22 protein-coding genes are annotated in these 15682 nt (G+C 68.0%); 13 read left to right on the top strand and 9 right to left on the bottom strand.

Annotation, left to right across the window (positions count from 1 at the left end):
- The first annotated feature begins 38 nt into the window (after positions 1-38).
- From ABZ281_RS00720 to ABZ281_RS00680, 9 genes are all read left to right on the top strand, one after another.
- Positions 39-755 carry a transglycosylase SLT domain-containing protein gene (locus ABZ281_RS00720; protein ID WP_356650711.1) on the top strand — a complete coding sequence of 239 codons (717 nt, stop codon included), beginning with the start codon at positions 39-41 and terminating at the stop codon, positions 753-755.
- 9 nt (positions 756-764) lie between these two features.
- A complete protein-coding gene (locus ABZ281_RS00715; protein ID WP_356650709.1) occupies positions 765-1280 on the top strand; it encodes a hypothetical protein in 516 nt (171 codons plus the stop codon).
- Positions 1277-1774, top strand: a complete 498-nt coding sequence (locus ABZ281_RS00710) for an HNH endonuclease signature motif containing protein (protein ID WP_356650707.1) — start codon at positions 1277-1279, stop codon at positions 1772-1774. Before ABZ281_RS00715 ends, ABZ281_RS00710 begins: the two co-directional genes overlap by 4 nt.
- A gap of 252 nt (positions 1775-2026) precedes the next feature.
- On the top strand, positions 2027-2320 hold the full coding sequence (locus ABZ281_RS00705; RefSeq protein WP_356650705.1) for a hypothetical protein: 294 nt from the start codon (positions 2027-2029) through the stop codon (positions 2318-2320).
- Between the two features lie 8 nt (positions 2321-2328).
- Complete coding sequence (locus ABZ281_RS00700) at positions 2329-2799, top strand: hypothetical protein (protein WP_356650703.1); 471 nt, start codon at positions 2329-2331, stop codon at positions 2797-2799.
- Positions 2796-3035: a hypothetical protein gene (locus tag ABZ281_RS00695; RefSeq protein ID WP_356650701.1), complete on the top strand. Its 240-nt coding sequence runs from the start codon at positions 2796-2798 to the stop codon at positions 3033-3035. Before ABZ281_RS00700 ends, ABZ281_RS00695 begins: the two co-directional genes overlap by 4 nt.
- Positions 3032-3238 carry a hypothetical protein gene (locus ABZ281_RS00690; RefSeq protein ID WP_356650699.1) on the top strand — a complete coding sequence of 69 codons (207 nt, stop codon included), beginning with the start codon at positions 3032-3034 and terminating at the stop codon, positions 3236-3238. Before ABZ281_RS00695 ends, ABZ281_RS00690 begins: the two co-directional genes overlap by 4 nt.
- A 2-nt stretch (positions 3239-3240) precedes the next feature.
- Entirely contained in the window at positions 3241-3438 is a 198-nt protein-coding gene (locus ABZ281_RS00685) for a hypothetical protein (protein ID WP_356650697.1), read from the top strand.
- Positions 3435-4943 carry a hypothetical protein gene (locus ABZ281_RS00680; RefSeq protein ID WP_356650695.1) on the top strand — a complete coding sequence of 503 codons (1509 nt, stop codon included), beginning with the start codon at positions 3435-3437 and terminating at the stop codon, positions 4941-4943. Before ABZ281_RS00685 ends, ABZ281_RS00680 begins: the two co-directional genes overlap by 4 nt.
- 48 nt (positions 4944-4991) lie before the next feature.
- Here ABZ281_RS00680 and ABZ281_RS00675 read toward each other — a convergent pair whose 3' ends face one another.
- The 9 genes from ABZ281_RS00675 to ABZ281_RS00635 all read right to left on the bottom strand — a co-directional run bounded on the left by ABZ281_RS00675 (position 4992) and on the right by ABZ281_RS00635 (position 10421).
- Complete coding sequence (locus ABZ281_RS00675; protein ID WP_356650693.1) at positions 4992-5156, bottom strand: hypothetical protein; 165 nt, start codon at positions 5154-5156, stop codon at positions 4992-4994.
- Positions 5157-5232: 76 nt separating this feature from the next.
- Complete coding sequence (locus ABZ281_RS00670) at positions 5233-5625, bottom strand: hypothetical protein (RefSeq protein WP_356650691.1); 393 nt, start codon at positions 5623-5625, stop codon at positions 5233-5235.
- Positions 5626-5704: 79 nt separating this feature from the next.
- Positions 5705-6253 (bottom strand): hypothetical protein, encoded by a 549-nt coding sequence (locus tag ABZ281_RS00665; RefSeq protein WP_356650689.1) that lies wholly within the window; start codon positions 6251-6253, stop codon positions 5705-5707.
- Positions 6246-6713, bottom strand: a complete 468-nt coding sequence (locus ABZ281_RS00660) for a hypothetical protein (RefSeq protein ID WP_356650687.1) — start codon at positions 6711-6713, stop codon at positions 6246-6248. The genes ABZ281_RS00665 and ABZ281_RS00660 overlap by 8 nt, the downstream gene beginning before the upstream one ends.
- The gene (locus ABZ281_RS00655) at positions 6703-7044 is read right to left on the bottom strand and encodes a hypothetical protein (RefSeq protein ID WP_356650685.1); all 342 of its coding nucleotides are present in this window, start codon (positions 7042-7044) and stop codon (positions 6703-6705) included. The genes ABZ281_RS00660 and ABZ281_RS00655 overlap by 11 nt, the downstream gene beginning before the upstream one ends.
- Positions 7045-7161: 117 nt before the next feature.
- Complete coding sequence (locus tag ABZ281_RS00650; RefSeq protein WP_356650683.1) at positions 7162-7434, bottom strand: hypothetical protein; 273 nt, start codon at positions 7432-7434, stop codon at positions 7162-7164.
- 231 nt (positions 7435-7665) lie between these two features.
- On the bottom strand, positions 7666-9408 hold the full coding sequence (locus ABZ281_RS00645; RefSeq protein WP_356650681.1) for a recombinase family protein: 1743 nt from the start codon (positions 9406-9408) through the stop codon (positions 7666-7668).
- A gap of 81 nt (positions 9409-9489) precedes the next feature.
- Complete coding sequence (locus tag ABZ281_RS00640) at positions 9490-9636, bottom strand: hypothetical protein (protein ID WP_356650679.1); 147 nt, start codon at positions 9634-9636, stop codon at positions 9490-9492.
- Complete coding sequence (locus ABZ281_RS00635) at positions 9633-10421, bottom strand: ABC transporter ATP-binding protein (RefSeq protein WP_030844842.1); 789 nt, start codon at positions 10419-10421, stop codon at positions 9633-9635. The genes ABZ281_RS00640 and ABZ281_RS00635 overlap by 4 nt, the downstream gene beginning before the upstream one ends.
- A 470-nt stretch (positions 10422-10891) precedes the next feature.
- On the opposite strand from ABZ281_RS00635, the gene ABZ281_RS00630 reads away from it, so the two are divergent.
- The 4 genes from ABZ281_RS00630 (at position 10892) to ABZ281_RS00615 (ending at position 15330) form a co-directional block, all read left to right on the top strand.
- A complete protein-coding gene (locus tag ABZ281_RS00630) occupies positions 10892-12385 on the top strand; it encodes an MFS transporter (protein ID WP_356650677.1) in 1494 nt (497 codons plus the stop codon).
- A 20-nt stretch (positions 12386-12405) separates the two neighbouring features.
- Positions 12406-12915 (top strand): GNAT family N-acetyltransferase, encoded by a 510-nt coding sequence (locus ABZ281_RS00625; protein ID WP_356650675.1) that lies wholly within the window; start codon positions 12406-12408, stop codon positions 12913-12915.
- Positions 12916-13270: 355 nt separating this feature from the next.
- Entirely contained in the window at positions 13271-13720 is a 450-nt protein-coding gene (locus ABZ281_RS00620; RefSeq protein WP_356650673.1) for a DUF485 domain-containing protein, read from the top strand.
- Positions 13717-15330: a cation acetate symporter gene (locus ABZ281_RS00615; RefSeq protein ID WP_356650671.1), complete on the top strand. Its 1614-nt coding sequence runs from the start codon at positions 13717-13719 to the stop codon at positions 15328-15330. Before ABZ281_RS00620 ends, ABZ281_RS00615 begins: the two co-directional genes overlap by 4 nt.
- Positions 15331-15682: the final 352 nt, after the last annotated feature.

The following is a 15682-nucleotide window of genomic DNA, read 5'->3' as shown; positions in this document are numbered from 1 at the left end:
GGGATGGCCGGGGTCACGTCCCCGTTGAAAGGCATCCCGTGTCCCGCCCGAAGATCCCCACTCTCTCCTGGCGTCAAGCCCGCGTCGCCTCAGCAGCCGCCCTCACCGTCCTCCTGACGGCCGCGTACCTCGCCCAGCCGGCAGACGCCGAAGACCCTCCCTCGCGTACCGTCGCCCTCGCCCCGTCGATGACCATGCTCGACCGGCCGCTCACCGTCGACACACGTGCCGCCATCACCGCCCAGGCCAGCGCCCAGGCCGCCGCTCACCGGCAGGCCGTCGAGAAGGCCGAAAAGGCGAAACAGGAGCGCCAGGCCCGCGAACGCGCCGAAGCCGCAGCAGCCGCCGCCCGCGAGCACGCACGAGAACAGGCACGGGAGCGCGAACGAGCCCGGCAGGCCGAGCAGCGAGCCGCCCGCAGCGCCCAGCGCCAGCAGGCCGCCACCCTGGCCGGCCCCTCCACGACCGTCTCCGGCGCCAGAAGCTACGCCCGCTCACGGCTCTCCTCCGCCCAGTACCAGTGCCTGAGCAACGTAGTCAGCCGGGAAAGCGGATGGAACCACCGGGCCACAAACCCTTCCTCCGGCGCCTACGGCCTCTTCCAGGCACTGCCCGGATCGAAGATGTCGTCCGCCGGCAGCGACTGGCAGAGCAATCCCCTCACCCAGATGCGGTGGGGGCTTTCCTATATGAACGCGCGGTACGGAAGCCCGTGCGGAGCCTGGGATTTCTGGACAAAAAATAGGTGGTATTAGCGTCCCCACATGACGCAGATCCGCCTCCTCCTCTGCAAGGACTGCCACACCACTGAAGTGCTTCCCGCCTATCAGGGTGATCCCCGCGGAGACTCGGTCCTCGAATACGCCGTAGCCAAGCACCAGTACCCCAACGGTGAACGGCACTTCGGTCGTCTTTACCCGATCGACGGCGTAGACGAGGACCGCTGGCATTCCTCAGCAGAAATCCGCGACGAAATCCTCAAGCGGGTCTGGCAGCAGGAGGGCGCCACCGGAATGGAGCCCTGGGTCTACCAGGCCGTCGACACCCTCAAGGCCGACGCCATGCAGTGCTGGCGCTCTCGCCACCGGCCCGAGACCTGCTCCGACTTCCACTCGGAGAAGAAGCTCATCACCCCGCCGACCGCCGGCGACCGCAAGGCCGAGGGCCTGCCGAAGTGGGACAAGTCCAACCCCACCAACCAGCGCTACCTCTGCGACTACTGCCCCATCCGCAGCGTCAACGAGCAGAAGATGCGGCACAAGCGAGGGCTCTACCAGTGAGCGCACGCCGCCGGCCCGCCGAGCGCGACTGGACGAAACGATTCTTCGACAAGGTCGACCCCGGCACCGAATTCGACGACTGCCACATCTGGCTCGGCGCCAAGGACGACTACGGCTACGGAAAATTCCGGCTGCCGAACGGCCACACCAAAGGCACCCACATCATCGCGTGGGAACTGGCCAACCAGAAGACCGTTCCCCCGGGCTGGCACGTCGACCACCGGTGCCGAATTCGAAGCTGCTGCAATCCCGACCATCTCGAACCTGTACCGGCTACCGAGAACGTCGCCCGCGGCGAGTCCTTCTCCGCCCGCAACGCCCGCAAAACGCACTGCCCCAAGGGCCACAAGTACACCGAAGAAAACACCCGGTGGCACTCCGGCCGGCGTGAGTGCATCACCTGCATTCGAGCCCGCGACCGCGAACGGCGAGCAGCCAAACGCGCAGAAACCCAGGAAAGCACCTGGAGCACCACACGAAAGGGCTGGCAGTGACTCACACACGGACCCACACCCGCATCGAGTTCGCCAACCCCTACCTCGTGTGCACCCAGTGCGAAGACACGGTCAGCGCCTGGCACAACCCCGACGCCTGCCGCTGCACCGCCCCCACCTGGAACCTGCCCTGCCGACACACCGCCGGCGTACGCGACACCTGCCCCTCCTGGAGCCCCGTAGACGGCTGCCTCTGCCCGGCCGGCCCCACATCACACCGCACTCACCCTGAACTCGATTAGGAGCACCCCCATGCCCCTCGACACCCCCAACGGCGCCGACCGCCAGCCCATCACCTGCCGCACCGCCTTCGTCGTCGTCCAGCACGAAAACGGCGAGTGGGAAGCCATCAACGACCTCACCACCGCCGTCACCCCCGAGCACATCGCCACTGTCATCGAGATGAAGTTCGGCGCGTCCGAGGTCGTCTCCGACATCGAGGCCAGCAAGCAAGCCGCCATCACCGCCCACCAACTGATGGCCGTGACCGCACAGATGCAGCAGGCCGCCGCCAACCGGTCCCTCGTCGACCAGCTCAAGATCTAAGGCCAGCCGTGCTCGCCGCCGTCATGGTCGTCGAAGGTGTCCTGCGCGTCCCCGACGGCGAAGGCCACTACGACACCGGCTGGAGCCTCTACCAGGCCCTCGCGAAGAACAGCCGCCTCTACCTCCTCTCGGCCACCTGGACCGAAGAACAGTGCGCCCTCTGGCTGGCCAAGCGACAACTCCGCGGCCACATCGGCTACCTGCACCAGACCATCCCCGGCGCCGCCGGCCGCCTCGAAGCACTCGACCGCGTCCGCTCCTGGCACATCGGCCTGGTCCTCGAACCCAACCCCAGCATCGCCGCCGCACTGCTGCGCGCCGGCTGGAACACCGCCGTCCTCACCCACTCCGCCTACACCCAGCCCCAATGGCGGCCCGACTACGACGGCACCCCCCGCCGCTGGGACGACCTCACCGGAGAAATCGAACGCCAAACCGCCCTCCGCCTCACCGACCCCCGCACACAGGAGCCCTCGTGACCGTCATCCCCGCCGACAAGGCGCCCCGCCGCTTCAAGCTGATCCGCCGCACCGACGTCACCGGCGTCTCCGGCGAAGGCCACATCGCCGACGGCGTCCAGTGGCCCGACGGAACCTGCGCCCTGCGCTGGCGCACCCAGGTCGCCACCCACGCCCTCTACGACCAGGTCGAGCACGTCGAGCACATCCACGGCCACGACGGCGCCACCCACGTGGAATTCACCGACCCCGAATGACCCCACGCCCCAGCGCCCACGTGATGGCCCGCGTCCACCTGACCCTCACCCTCACGTGGGCGCTGCTGGCCATCCCCACCCTCCTCTGGTGGCGCAACTCGATCCTGTGGGTGGCGTTCATGAGCCTCTACGCCAACGTCGCAGCCCACTGGTCCGCCTTTCAAGGCACCCGCGCCGAACGCGAAGCCGAAAAGGACGCCTGATCGTGGCCATGTCCCGCAAGCACTACCGCGAAGCTGCCGCACTGCTGCGCGCCGCCCTCCCACCCAAGGGCAAGCGGCGCCCCACCAGAAGCGCGACCGTCCAGGAAATCGCCGACGGACTCGCCTCCATGTTCGCCCAGGACAACCCGAGCTTCCGGCGGTCCACCTTCATGGACGCAATCTTCGAGGACCACACGTGATCATGTACTTTGCCGGCGCGGAGATCCCCTCCCACCGCAACCTCCTCACAGCCGAGGAGGCACCCCACGTCGGCATGAGCTACATGGGGCTACGCCGGAGGGTCAAATTCTCCAAGCCCTGGCTCATCAACGACCACTACCCCCCGGCCCAGTCCGTGTTCCTGGACAGTGGCTGCCACACCCTCAACCGGGCCGGCGTCGAGGTCACACCCGAAGAAATCCAGGACATCGCCGATCACTACGACGAATTCGTGGAGCAGAACCTGGACCGCGTCCAGGTATACACCGAATTCGACGCCCTCCCCATGGGCCGCGACTGGATCGCGCAACGCCGGCAGCACCTCGACCCCGAAAAGGCCATCGTCGTCTGGCACGAGGAATGGGGCATCGACATCCTCAAGCAGATGGCCGACAACTGGCCCTACATCGCCGTCGGCCAGGCCACCTGCGGCGACAGGGACATCATCCCCCTGCTGCGCTCCATCAGCCGCACCATCAAGCTCCACGGCATGGGCTTCAGCTCCCCGCCCCTCATGCTCTCGGCCGACTGGTACTCCGTCTCCTCCACCACCTGGCTCTCAGCCGCTCAGCACGGCGAGACGTTCATCTGGACCGGCAGCGAGATGAAGCGCTACCCCACCCGCTACAAGGCCCAAGCCCGCAAGCGGCACCGCACCCTCATCTCCGGCGCCGGTTTCGACATCGACAAGATCGAGGCCGACGACGCCACCGAGAACCTCCGCCTCAGCCTGTGGTCCTGGCAGCAGCAGATCGCACACATCTCGCAGCGCCATGGCAACGGAGTAACTCCCACCACCGAAACAGCCACACCCGGGAACAGGGAAAAACACCTCGCGTCAGTTACGGCGATCCGCCAGGAAGCCGGGAACGAGGGAGCAACTCCGGCCCCCTCCGAACGGGTGAAGAAGCTCCTGCCCGGCATCACGACCGAGGAGTTCGTCCACCGCTACACGGACCCCGACTCCGGGGAACGAAAGACCCGCACCGAGCACCGCATCAACGCCATCGACCCCAACGTCCGGGTCTGCGACGGGTGCTTCCTCGCGAAGAAATGCCCCGAGTACTCCCCCGGAGAATCGTGCGTCTACGAGATGCCGATCAAGGTCAAAACCAAAGAGCAGTACATCGCACTGCTCGACTCGCTTATCACCATGCAAGCCATGCGCGTCTTCTCTATGCGCATGTCAGAGGAGGTAGAGGGCGGTTATGCGGACCCCAATCTGTCGGGCGAGATGGACCGTCTCGCCAAGTACGTGAAGCTCAAGGCAGACATCGAAGAGGCAGGATTTACGTTCTCGATGAAGATGGAAGGCCGAGGGCAGGGGACCGGCAACGAGGTCGGGATCATCTCCCGCCTCTTCGGAGCACGCTCCGATGGGCCCCCCGCCCTCTCGCCGGCCGGGACAGTGTCAACCCAAGACGCCCTGTCCCAGATGGGCATCATGGACGCGGAGGTCGTCGAGGAGCCTGCGCCGAGGGAGTAACCCCCTCCCGCCACTCAACGACCGGAACCACGCCCGTACCGCAACCGGCTACCGCCGGTGCTTCCGCCGGGCCTTGCGCTCCTCCGCGGTCATCCACCGGTGCGCACCGAATAACGTCCCGCCGGCCAGCACCACCATCGTGGTCACGGTCGACACGTCGCTCTGGAACACGAACTCCAGGACCCACATGGCCGCGAACTCCAGGACCCTCATCGCCACTCCCTCCTCACAATGACGAAGCCCCCGCTCCGAACCGGAAACGGGGGCAGACGACCTACGCGGCCGGCACCTACCGGTCGCTGTCCATGGGGCAGCCCTCGTGCTCCCAGAAGCACGCGTGGAACGCGAAGGCCGTGACCCCCGTGTCGGGGGTATTCAGCGCCAGGACCGCGTACGCGGTCGCCAGCGCGCTCAGCACGCCGCTCGGCTTCCAGCCCTTCTTCCGCTGGTCCGCCTGGAACTGGAAGACGTCAGCCTTCTCCGTGATCGTCTTCTCGGCCGTCTTCGCGAGTGCCTCCAACTCCGCCTGGCCCGCGCTGCTCAACTCCGAGAACTTCATCTGCACCAGGCCGAGCAAGGCGTGACCCATGGCCTGCACGAACTCGTTGTTGTCCCACCGCGGGTCCGGCAGGCACTTCGTGTAGCCGATCAGACCGTGCGGCTTCCTCTGCTCCTCGGTCATTCCGATTTCCCCTCCTGTTTTCGGGCATGAAAAAACCCCCCACCTCCGTTGAGGCAAGGGGCGCTGCGTGCGTCAGGTACTACCCGTCGTCACGCTGTCTGGTCGGCCCTTCCGGGCGCTTGGCGATGTCCGGCAGCAACCGCTCCAACCACTTGGCGGCCTCCGGCGTGTCGCTCCGGCTGAGGAACGCCCGCAGCCACGTCACGTCCTCACGGTCGGCGTGGATCGTGTACCAGCCGTTGGCCGCCATGTCCTCGGCCTCGCCGGTGTTCCACTCGTGCAGCAGCGGAACGAGCTGAGCCAGCAGCTTCTCGGTCGCGTTGGTCGTGCCGCGCTCGACATAGTGCAGCTCCGTGGCCGACTGCATCAGCACGTCGAAGAACTCACCCGTCAGGGCCGTGTTGTCGGGCAGCACGTGCCGGTCCCGCAGCACGACACGATGAACTCGGTTCTCCGCGATCTCCGCGATGAGCGCCTTGAACTCAGCCCTGTCGTCCTCAAGGTCGACGAACCACCGGTCAGGTTCCTCGCCCTCATTCCAGGCAATGACCGCCTCCGTCTCACCCGGCAGCATGTCCGGGTGCAACGCGCCGAGGTACCCGGCCGTGTAACGCCTGCCCTTACTCACCCTCGTACACCTCGTACTCGTGCTTGTCCTCGGTGCCGGCGAACGTCAGCAGCATCAGCGGCTTGCCCCACCGCTCCGCCAGCTCGGCGCGGAACCCCGGCTTATACGACTGGGCGGCCACAACGAGGTGGTCACCAGCCGGCCCCACGTTCTCCACGAACCCACCCGCGTCTCCGGGCCCCAGCGCCCGGGGCATCACCACGAACGCGGCCCACGGCTTCCTCGTGATGTAGATACGATGCGCGAACTCGCCGGTGCCCTCCTCGATCGTCTCGCGCTTGCCCAGGCTCCGGTGGACATTCCGCAGCAGGCCAGCCGCCACCGCCATCAGCGGCGCTTCCTGCTCCATGAACCGAGAAGCCACGTTGACAAAAGCCGCCGCCGCGACGTTGTCACCTTTCAGGCTCATCGCGGCTTCCGTCGTCACCGGCACGAATCCCGTGTACGGCTCACTCGCCACTGCTCTGCTCCTTCTCGTCGTATCCGCGTGGCACCAGGTTGCACAGGATCAGGTATGTCGCCTCATCCGACGTGGCCATGTCCCACACCACCTCGTGATCCGCCCCCAGCCCTCGCAGGTAGGCCCTGGCGAAGAGGACGCCGACCCACTCCGGACCCACGTCATACGCCCATGCCCAGTCGGCCCGCGCCGGCCGGTTCTCCAACTCCGCCTCACGGCTCGTGTAGTTCTCGAAGTACTCGGCCTGGTTGGCGAAGTTCGGACCCCACCGGAAGGCCCGACGGCTCAGCCGCTCCCAGTCGTGTTCGGTCAGCGCAATCTCGATCGTCACTTCGACTCCCGTCCCGGTTCAGAGCGCACAGCGTAGGCGCTCCCACTGACAAGGGCCCGTACCTCCCGAAGGAAGCAGGGCCCAGACACCTTCTGACCGCGCACCGTAAAGGCGGAGTCATTTACCTTCGATGTAGTCGGCGCAGCCGGCCACCCAGTCATCCTTGTTGACGCCGGCCAGTTCCTCGGCCGGAAATTGACCCCACAGCTCCTCGCAGCGGGCTTCATCAACCGCCCGGTCCTCGTCACTCACCACGAACTGGGCGTCTCCGAAGGCGTGGTATCCCTTCCGATAGCTCCTCTCGTCCCGCTCTGGTTCGGCCGTGACGCTCTGCACAGCCACGTAGATGGCCACCGCCAGCGAGACCAGGCCCAGCAGGGTGCCCGCCATTCGTGTGTACCGACGCCGCACCACGCCTCCTTCTTGGGGTGCCATTTTCGATTAGAAATTCGACCACCCATATGGGCGCTGTCGCATAGAAAAGCACCCAGGGAAGGTCAGTGCCATGTTGACGCACGACCGTTCCCCAGGTGCCCTCGTTCGGCCTACAACAGAAGATGAGTGCTGGGCCGGCTTCTGGAAGGTGCTCGGCGAGATCGCTCACCGAATCTGGCTGGAGGATCACCCAGCCGACGCAAGCTCCCCTTCCTCCTCCGCAAGCGACGCATCTTCCTCACGCTTGAACCGACGGTCGAAGTAGCGCTCCCTCGGCGGCGCCCAGTGGGGAACCACTCGGGCGCTTCGCCCGTGCCACGCGCTGATTTCCGGCTCCTCGACCCGCACGTGGTTGATGACCTTCGCCAGCGCCATTCGCTTCTCCTCGACCGTGGCCCTGTCCCACACCACCACGAGCCCCTGGAACTCTTCCTTCTCGGGGACGTTGTTTGCAGCCACCTCCGCCTCCAGCAGCCGCAGCTTGGCGCGCAACTCCTCCAACTGAAGGTTGACCGACTCCATACGCACCTTGGATTCCTCCAGGGTGGTTAGGCCGGCCTCGTAGCCTTCGTTGATACGCTCCTTCTTCCTCAGCAACGCCGTGATAAGCAGCTCGACTTGAGGGATTTCTGCGGCGCTCTGCTCTACTGCCGCGGCCTGCTCCATGCTGATCTGCGCGAGGTGTTCACCCTTCGCAGACGCCAGCAGCCACTCGTAGACGGTCCGCTCGATGCGGGACATGTCCATCGAGGACGTTTTTCCATGCGCGTGCTTTTCCTTGCGGTCGCACCGAAACAGCTTGATGTACGGCCGCCGCGTCCCGTCGCTTTTCTTGCTTCCGCCGCCCTGCACTACCACCATGCTCTCGAAGCAAACCGAGCCGTCGGTGCCGGTTTCTCCACAGCGCACCAAGCCGGACAACGTGTACGACGGGGTGCGCTTCCTCGTTTTTGGACTGGACTGGGTAACGCGCCGATCCACGTATGCGTCCCACAGATCCTGCCCGATGAGAGCCTTGTGTTTGGCGTCCGCCCAGATGTCGTATTCAGCGGGACTCGTACTCTTCGGCGATTCCGCCGTCTCACTGCGAGCACGCAGAAGACCGGCAGCGAATCCAGAGTCGAGGACTGCACGCCACGCGTTCTCGCGCATCACGTTACCGAAGCGGGACCGGACGCCGGCACGCTCCGCGTCTTTCGCGATGCGATACAGGAAGGCACCATTGGCCCACATGTCGTATGCCTTCGCGTACCACTCAGCCTGATAAATCGGAGGCGCGAACTCGGGCGGGAGATCGGTGTCCGGCATGAGGATTCCCCCGCAGCGGGCCGTGCAGTAGTAGAAGCGCTCCCCGGGCCGCTTCTCGCAGGAGGGACAGCGCACGTACCCGAACCTCGGTGTGCCGCTGTGCGGTAGCCCATCCTTGAAGCGACGCGCGTGCGCAGTCATCCAGTTCGCACGGATGGTGTCGAGCTGGTATTCGGCGAGGCGCAGGAATTGGTCCCGCATGTAGCGGCCTGCCGGAGTGCTGGCGTCGATGTCTTGTGTGGCCGAGAGGAGTTCGCCACCGGCGTTCGTCAGCTCGTTGATGTAGTGGAGCGAGCCGACCAGTGTGCGGCCGAAGCGGCTGTATTCCCACACCACGACAGCATCGGCTTCCTTGCGCTTCACGCGTTCGATGCACTCGGCGATTCGTCGCTTGGCGAAGTCGGCGCCGGACAGGTCGAGGTCTTCAACGGGATCGCCGACGATCTGAATGCCCTTGGTGTCGCAATAGAACCGGCAGATGGCTGCCTGCTCCGTGTGACTCTTCATGTTCTCGCGGGCCGTGGAGACCCGGACGTAAACGATCGCTCGCCGGATGACGCGACCGTTGGCGAGCGTGAGGGCGGGGCCCTTGTGTGCGGGGACGAGTAGGCGACTGTTCACCGGTGGTGCTCCTAAGCGGCCAGCGCTACCGACATGCGGCTGACCCCCAGGTTCTGCCACCTGAGCAGGGCGTATGTACCGCTACCCGGGTGGTATGTGTGCAGTACCGTCGGTGAAGACGAGGGTGCCGCAGACGAAGGCGACCGACAGCAGGACGGCGATCGCGGAGAGCGCCATCCGCCCCTTGTGCGCGAAGAAGTTGCGCATCGAGGTCTTCATGACGGTCATGACGTGCGCCCCCGGGCGTCGAAGTCCTTCATGCGGTCGAGGACGGCCTCCGCGGTCGGCTTGTACATCTCGTCGACGATGCGGCCGTCGGCGAGGTACAGCACCCGGTCCGCGTAACTGGCGGCCACCGGGTCGTGGGTGACCATCACGATGGTCTGGCCCAGCTCGTCGACGGAACGGCGCAGGAAACCGAGGACCTCGGCGCCGGCGCGGGAGTCGAGGTTTCCGGTCGGCTCGTCCCCGAAGATGATCTCGGGCCGGGCCGCGAGGGCCCGCGCCACGGCGACGCGCTGCTGCTGGCCGCCGGACAGCTGGGTGGGGCGGTGCTTGAGGCGGTCGGCGAGCCCGACGGTCTCCACGACCCGCGTCAGCCACTCCTTGTCCGGCTTGCGGCCCGCGATGTCCATGGGCAGGGTGATGTTCTCGATCGCGTTCAGCGTCGGCAGCAGGTTGAACGCCTGAAAGATGAACCCGATCCGGTCCCGGCGCAGCCGTGTGAGCTTCTTGTCCTTCAGGCCGGTGATCTCCGTCTCGTCGAGGTAGATCTGGCCGTCCGTCACGGTGTCGAGTCCGGCGAGGCAGTGCATGAGCGTGGACTTGCCGGACCCCGAGGGGCCCATGATCGCGGTGAACTGGCCGCGTGCGATGTCCACGTCGACATGGTCGAGGGCGACGACACGGGTCTCGCCGGATCCATACGCCTTCACGACCTGCCGCGCTCGCGCGGCAACGGCCGTACGCCCTCCAGTACCCCCGTGCCTGGGAATGGTCACAGCCGAAGTCACGGTATGTCTCCTATATCGGTCAGCAGATGGTGAAGGCGGTCGCCTGGTCGACAGCCGCTGTGCGCGTTGCCGGACCAGGAGTCCGTTCGACGCGTTGTCAGTCTCGCGGCGGGGAGGGGTCCCGCGCCCTGGTGTTCAGCGCAGTCTTTTGCTGTGGAAAACCCCACCCCCGCCGGTGTGCCAACCGCCCCCCGGCGGCGTAAAGCCAGGTTAAGGACGGACCCCTGCCCGTCTCGTCCTCCGCCGGTACGAACCCTCCCCAGGTCGTAGTACGGAGGTACCCCTAGGGGCAGTCCACCGCAGGGTGGAGGCGGTCTCAGGGTTTGCTCCACCCGTCGGCACAGTCAGGCTCCACCCTCCCGCTGCGTCAGGGTCAAGTGGGAAGCTGTCCGCGGCAGGTAGGTGCAAGGGGCAGGCATACGACGGAACCCGTGGCGCGGGCGCGGCCGGGGCGAGGGGGAGGCACCGGGGTGGGCAGCACCAGTTCCGCGGCACGAGAGGGCGCACGTCCCGCCACGACCGGCCGGCGCGGAGCCGTCGTCGCGGCGCTGATGCTCTCGATGGCGCTGGCGGCGCTCGACGCGACCATCGTCTCGACCGCCGTCCCGCAGATCGTCGGGGACCTGGGCGGCTTCTCCGTCTTCTCCTGGCTGTTCTCCGGCTATCTGCTGGCCGTGACCGTCACCCTGCCCGTGTACGGCAAGCTCTCCGACACCTTCGGCCGCAAGCCGGTCCTCATAGCCGGGTCGGTGGTCTTCCTGCTCGGGTCCCTGCTGTGCGCGGTGGCCTGGAACATGGGGGCGCTCATCGCCTTCCGTGTCGTGCAGGGCCTGGGCGGCGGCGCGCTCCAGGGCACGGTGCAGACGCTCGCCGCCGACCTGTACCCGCTGAAGGACCGTCCCAGGATCCAGTCGAAGCTGTCGACGGTGTGGGCGGTGTCCGCGGTCGCCGGCCCGGGCCTCGGCGGGGTGCTCGCCGCGTACGCGGACTGGCGCTGGATCTTCCTGATCAACCTGCCGATCGGCGCGGTCGCCCTGTGGCTGATCGTCCGTCACCTCCACGAGCCGGAGCGGGAGACCACCCCCCGCGCGCGCGTGGACTGGGCGGGCGCACTCGCGGTGTTCGCCTGCGGCGGCGTTCTGCTCACCGCCCTGGTGCAGGGCGGGGTGGCGTGGCCGTGGCTGTCGGCTCCCTCACTGGCGTTGTTCGGTGCGGGACTCGCCCTGGTCGCGGTCGTGGTGCTGGTGGAGCGCCGGGCGGCGGAGCCGATCATCCCGGGCTGGGTGTGGCGGCGCCGTACGATCGCCGCGGTCAACCTGGCCCTGGGCGCGCTGGGCCTGCTGATGGTCGCGCCGTCGGTGTTCCTGCCCACCTACGCCCAGTCGGTGCTCGGCCTCGCGCCCGTGGCCGCCGGGTTCGTGCTGTCCGTCTGGACGTTGAGCTGGCCCTTGTCGGCGGCGCTGAGCCAGCACGTGTACCGCAGGATCGGCTTCCGCAACACGGCGATGCTGGGCATCGGCACGGCCGCCCTGATCCTTCTCGCGTTCCCCTTCCTGCCCTATCCCGGGCAGGCGTGGCAGCCGACGCTGCTGATGCTGCTGCTGGGCGCCGCGCTGGGCCTGTTCCAGCTGCCGCTCATCGTCGGTGTGCAGTCGACGGTGGGGTGGGCGGAGCGCGGTACGACGACCGCGTCCGTGCTGTTCTGCCGCCAGACCGGCCAGACGGTCGGCGCCGCGGTGTTCGGCGCGGTTGCCAACGGGGTGCTGGCCGCCAGGCTCGGCGGTGCGGGCGACCTGGACTCGGTGACGCGGGCGCTCGATTCGGGCACGGCACCGGAGGCGACCCGGCGCGCGATCGCCGACGCGGTGCACGCGGTCTACCTCGGCGCGGCGGGCGCGGCGGCACTGGCGTTCCTGGTGCTGCTGTTCCTCGCGCCCCGGAAATTCCCGGTGCTGGGGGACTGAGCGCCCGTATCCTCACGCCCATGGTGACCTTGGAACCCCTGCGGGCGGATCACGCGGACGCGCTGCTGGCGTTCGAGCGGGAGAACCGGGCGTACTTCACGCGTACGGTGCCGGACCGCGGGGACGCCTTCTTCACGGCGGCGGGGTTCGCCGCCCGCCATCAGGCGCTCCTCGACGAGCAGCACGCGCGCGTGTGCCGCTTCCATGTGGTCCTCGGGGAGGACGGCGAGCTGATCGGCCGGGTGAACCTGATGGATCTGGCGGACGGCACCGCCGAACTCGGCTACCGCGTCGGCGAACAGGCCGCCGGCCGGGGTGTGGCGACGGCGGCCGTCGCGCAGGTGTGCCGGCTGGCGGCGACCGACTACGGCCTGACGTCCCTCACCGCGCGCACGACCCTCGACAACCCGGCGTCCATGAGGGTCCTGACCCGCAACGGCTTCACGTGGGTGGAGAACACGACGGTGGGTGGACAACCGGGAGTCCGCTACGTGCGCCGGTCCCTCGACGCCACTCCCGACAGTCTCTAGGGCGGGGCCCCGACCGGGTCCTCACGTCCCCCGCACCCCCGCCGGCCTCTGCACCGCGGGCAGTTCGGTCACGCGTCGGGTCGGCCGGCGGCCGGCCTTCCGGGCGACCTTCGACGACCGCCCCGAAGTAGCGGCGTCCGTGCCGCCGATCCACCTCGGGTGGCACACCGGGACCTGCGAAATATCTGAGTCAACACGGGTAACACCCGAGGTCGGAAAGGTAAGCGCATACCGACCGATCAGTTTGTGGAAACCCTCGCGCTGAACCCCTACTCCGAAGTAGCGTGCGTGGCTCCCGCCCCCCACCTCCCTGCGGCCCGCCGCACCGGATCCAACCCTCGCAAGGAGAACCGGGATGTCCTACGACCCGTCCCCGTCCTACCCGTACCGACCACCCGATCCGTCCCCGCCCTACGACCCGTACACGTACGACACCTACCCATGGGCCCCGCGGGAGGCGCCCGAACCGGCCGGACGGCGCCCCCAGCGCCACACCGCGCTCGGGCACCACAGCGACCTGCGGGTGCTGCGCAGCGCCTATCGCCGGCAGCGACGCGTGGCCACGCTCACGGCACTGGGCTACTTCATCCTGTTCCTCATCCTGTCGGCGTTCGCGCCGTCGTTCATGACGAGCACCGTCACCGACGGCCTGCCCACCGGCCTGCTGCTCGCGCTCATCCAGGTCCCCGTGACCTGGCTGGCGATCGCCCTGTACGAGCAGACGGCCCGCCGCCGCGTCGACCCGATCGCGGACCGGATACGCAAGCACGCCGAGCTGGACGCGAAGCGGGAGGGGGCGCGGTGACCACCGACTTCAGCGGCAACGCCCAGGCCATGTCCCTGGTCGGCTTCTCCGCCGTCGCGACCATCACGCTGCTGCTGTGCGTGATGACGGGCCCGGACCGGGACGACCTCGACGAGTTCTACACCGGCTACAGCTCCCTGTCCCCCATGCGCAACGGCCTGGCCATCGCGGGCGACTACATCTCCGCCGCGACCGTCCTCGGCACCGGCGGCGTCATCGCGCTGTTCGGCTACGACGGGATCGTGCTGGCCCTGAGCACGGCCCTGTCGCTGATGCTGCTGATGTTCCTGCTGGCCGAACCGCTGCGCAACGCGGGCCGGTTCACCATGGGCGACGCGCTGACCCGCCGGATGCCGGGACGCGCTGTCCGCATCGCGGCCTGCGCGGTGACCCTGGCGGCGCTGCTGCCGCTGATGCTGGTCCAGCTGGCGGGCACCGGGCAGCTGATGGCGTTCATCCTCGGCTTCTCCGGCGAGTCACTGCAGACCGGCTGCATCATCGGCGTGGGCGCGCTGATGATCAGCTACGCGGCGATCGGCGGCATGAAGGGCACCGCCCTCATCCAGATCCTGAAGATCGTGATGCTGCTCGGCTCCGGCATGGTGGTCGCGGTGCTGATCCTCAACCGGTTCGACTGGGACCCGGGAGCCCTGTTCGCCGCGGCCGCCCAGAACAGCGGCGTGGGCTCGGCGTTCGTCTCCTCGGGCCTGCAGTTCTCCGGCGGTCCCAGCCCCGACCTGGACATGATCACCGCGCAGCTGACGGTGGTCCTCGGCGGTGGCGTCCTGCCGCACGTCACCATGCGCATGTACACGGCCTCCAGTGCCCGCCAGGTGCGGCGCTCGATGTCCTGGGCGGTGTCGGGCGTGGCCCTGTTCGTCCTCGTCATCACGGTCGTCGGCTTCGGCGCGACCGCGTTGGTCGGGCGGGAGCTGATCGCGCAGGTCGACCCGCAGGGCAACACGGCGTATCTGCTGGGATCGCAGGCGGCGTTCGGCGCGGACGTGTCGTCGGCGGAGACGTTCCTGTTCACGACCGTCACCACGGCGGTCTTCCTCACCCTGCTCGCCTCCGTCGCCGGCATGATCCTTGCCTGCGCCAACTCCCTCGCGCACGACGTGTTCGCGGCCCGGGTGCAGGAGATGTCGCCGCGGCGCGAGATGACCGTGGCACGGCTGTCGGCGCTGGCCGTGGGCGTCTCCGCGATCCTCCTGGCCACCCAGGTCCAGCACCGCAGCCTGCAATGGCTGGTGACGCTGTCCTTCTGCCTGGGCGCCTCGGCCATCGCGCCCGCGCTGGTCTACAGCCTGTTCTGGCGCCGCTTCACGCGAGCGGGCCTGCTCAGCACGCTCATCGGCGGCTCCCTGGCGGTCCTGCTACTGATGCCGGGCACCAACCTGGTCTCCGGCTCACCCGTCTCGGCCTTCCCCGACGCCGACTTCAACTGGTTCCCGTTCACCACCACGGGCCTGGTCTCCATACCCCTGGGCTTCGCCTGCGGCTGGCTGGGCACGATGGCCTCCGGCCACCGGAAGTCGGAGGAACAGCGCCACCGGTACGAGGCGGTGGAGGGCTGGATCCTGGCGGGTGCGGTCCGCAGGGACCAGTGACACGGCCGGCACGGCAGCCGGAAACGGCTCGCCGTGCCGCCGGGCGGACGCAGAGGGGGACCGGCGCGCCAGGCCGGGCTGTCTGACGGTCGGCGGCTGAGCGCCTGCCGGTTGGCTGCCTGGCGGTGGGCTGCCTGGCGGCTGTCTGGCCGACGGCTGGCCTGAGGCTGCCGGCCCATGGCCGCTCGCCGCGGGGCCGCCGGCCGCGGGCGGTGGGCTGTCGGGTGCTGGCCGCTCGCCGCGACACTGCCAGCCGCGGGCCGCAGGCTATCGGCCGCAGGCCCCTGGCCGCTCGATGGGAGGCTGCCGACCGCAGACGGGCGGGCTGTCGGCCACTGGGCAATAGCCGCTC

Source organism: Streptomyces sp. NPDC006265 (assembly GCF_040613555.1).
In the GTDB taxonomy this organism is placed as follows: Bacteria; Actinomycetota; Actinomycetes; order Streptomycetales; family Streptomycetaceae; genus Streptomyces.
Note: the sequence above shows the minus strand (reverse complement) of the source record. Positions and strands in the feature narration are given on the sequence as shown.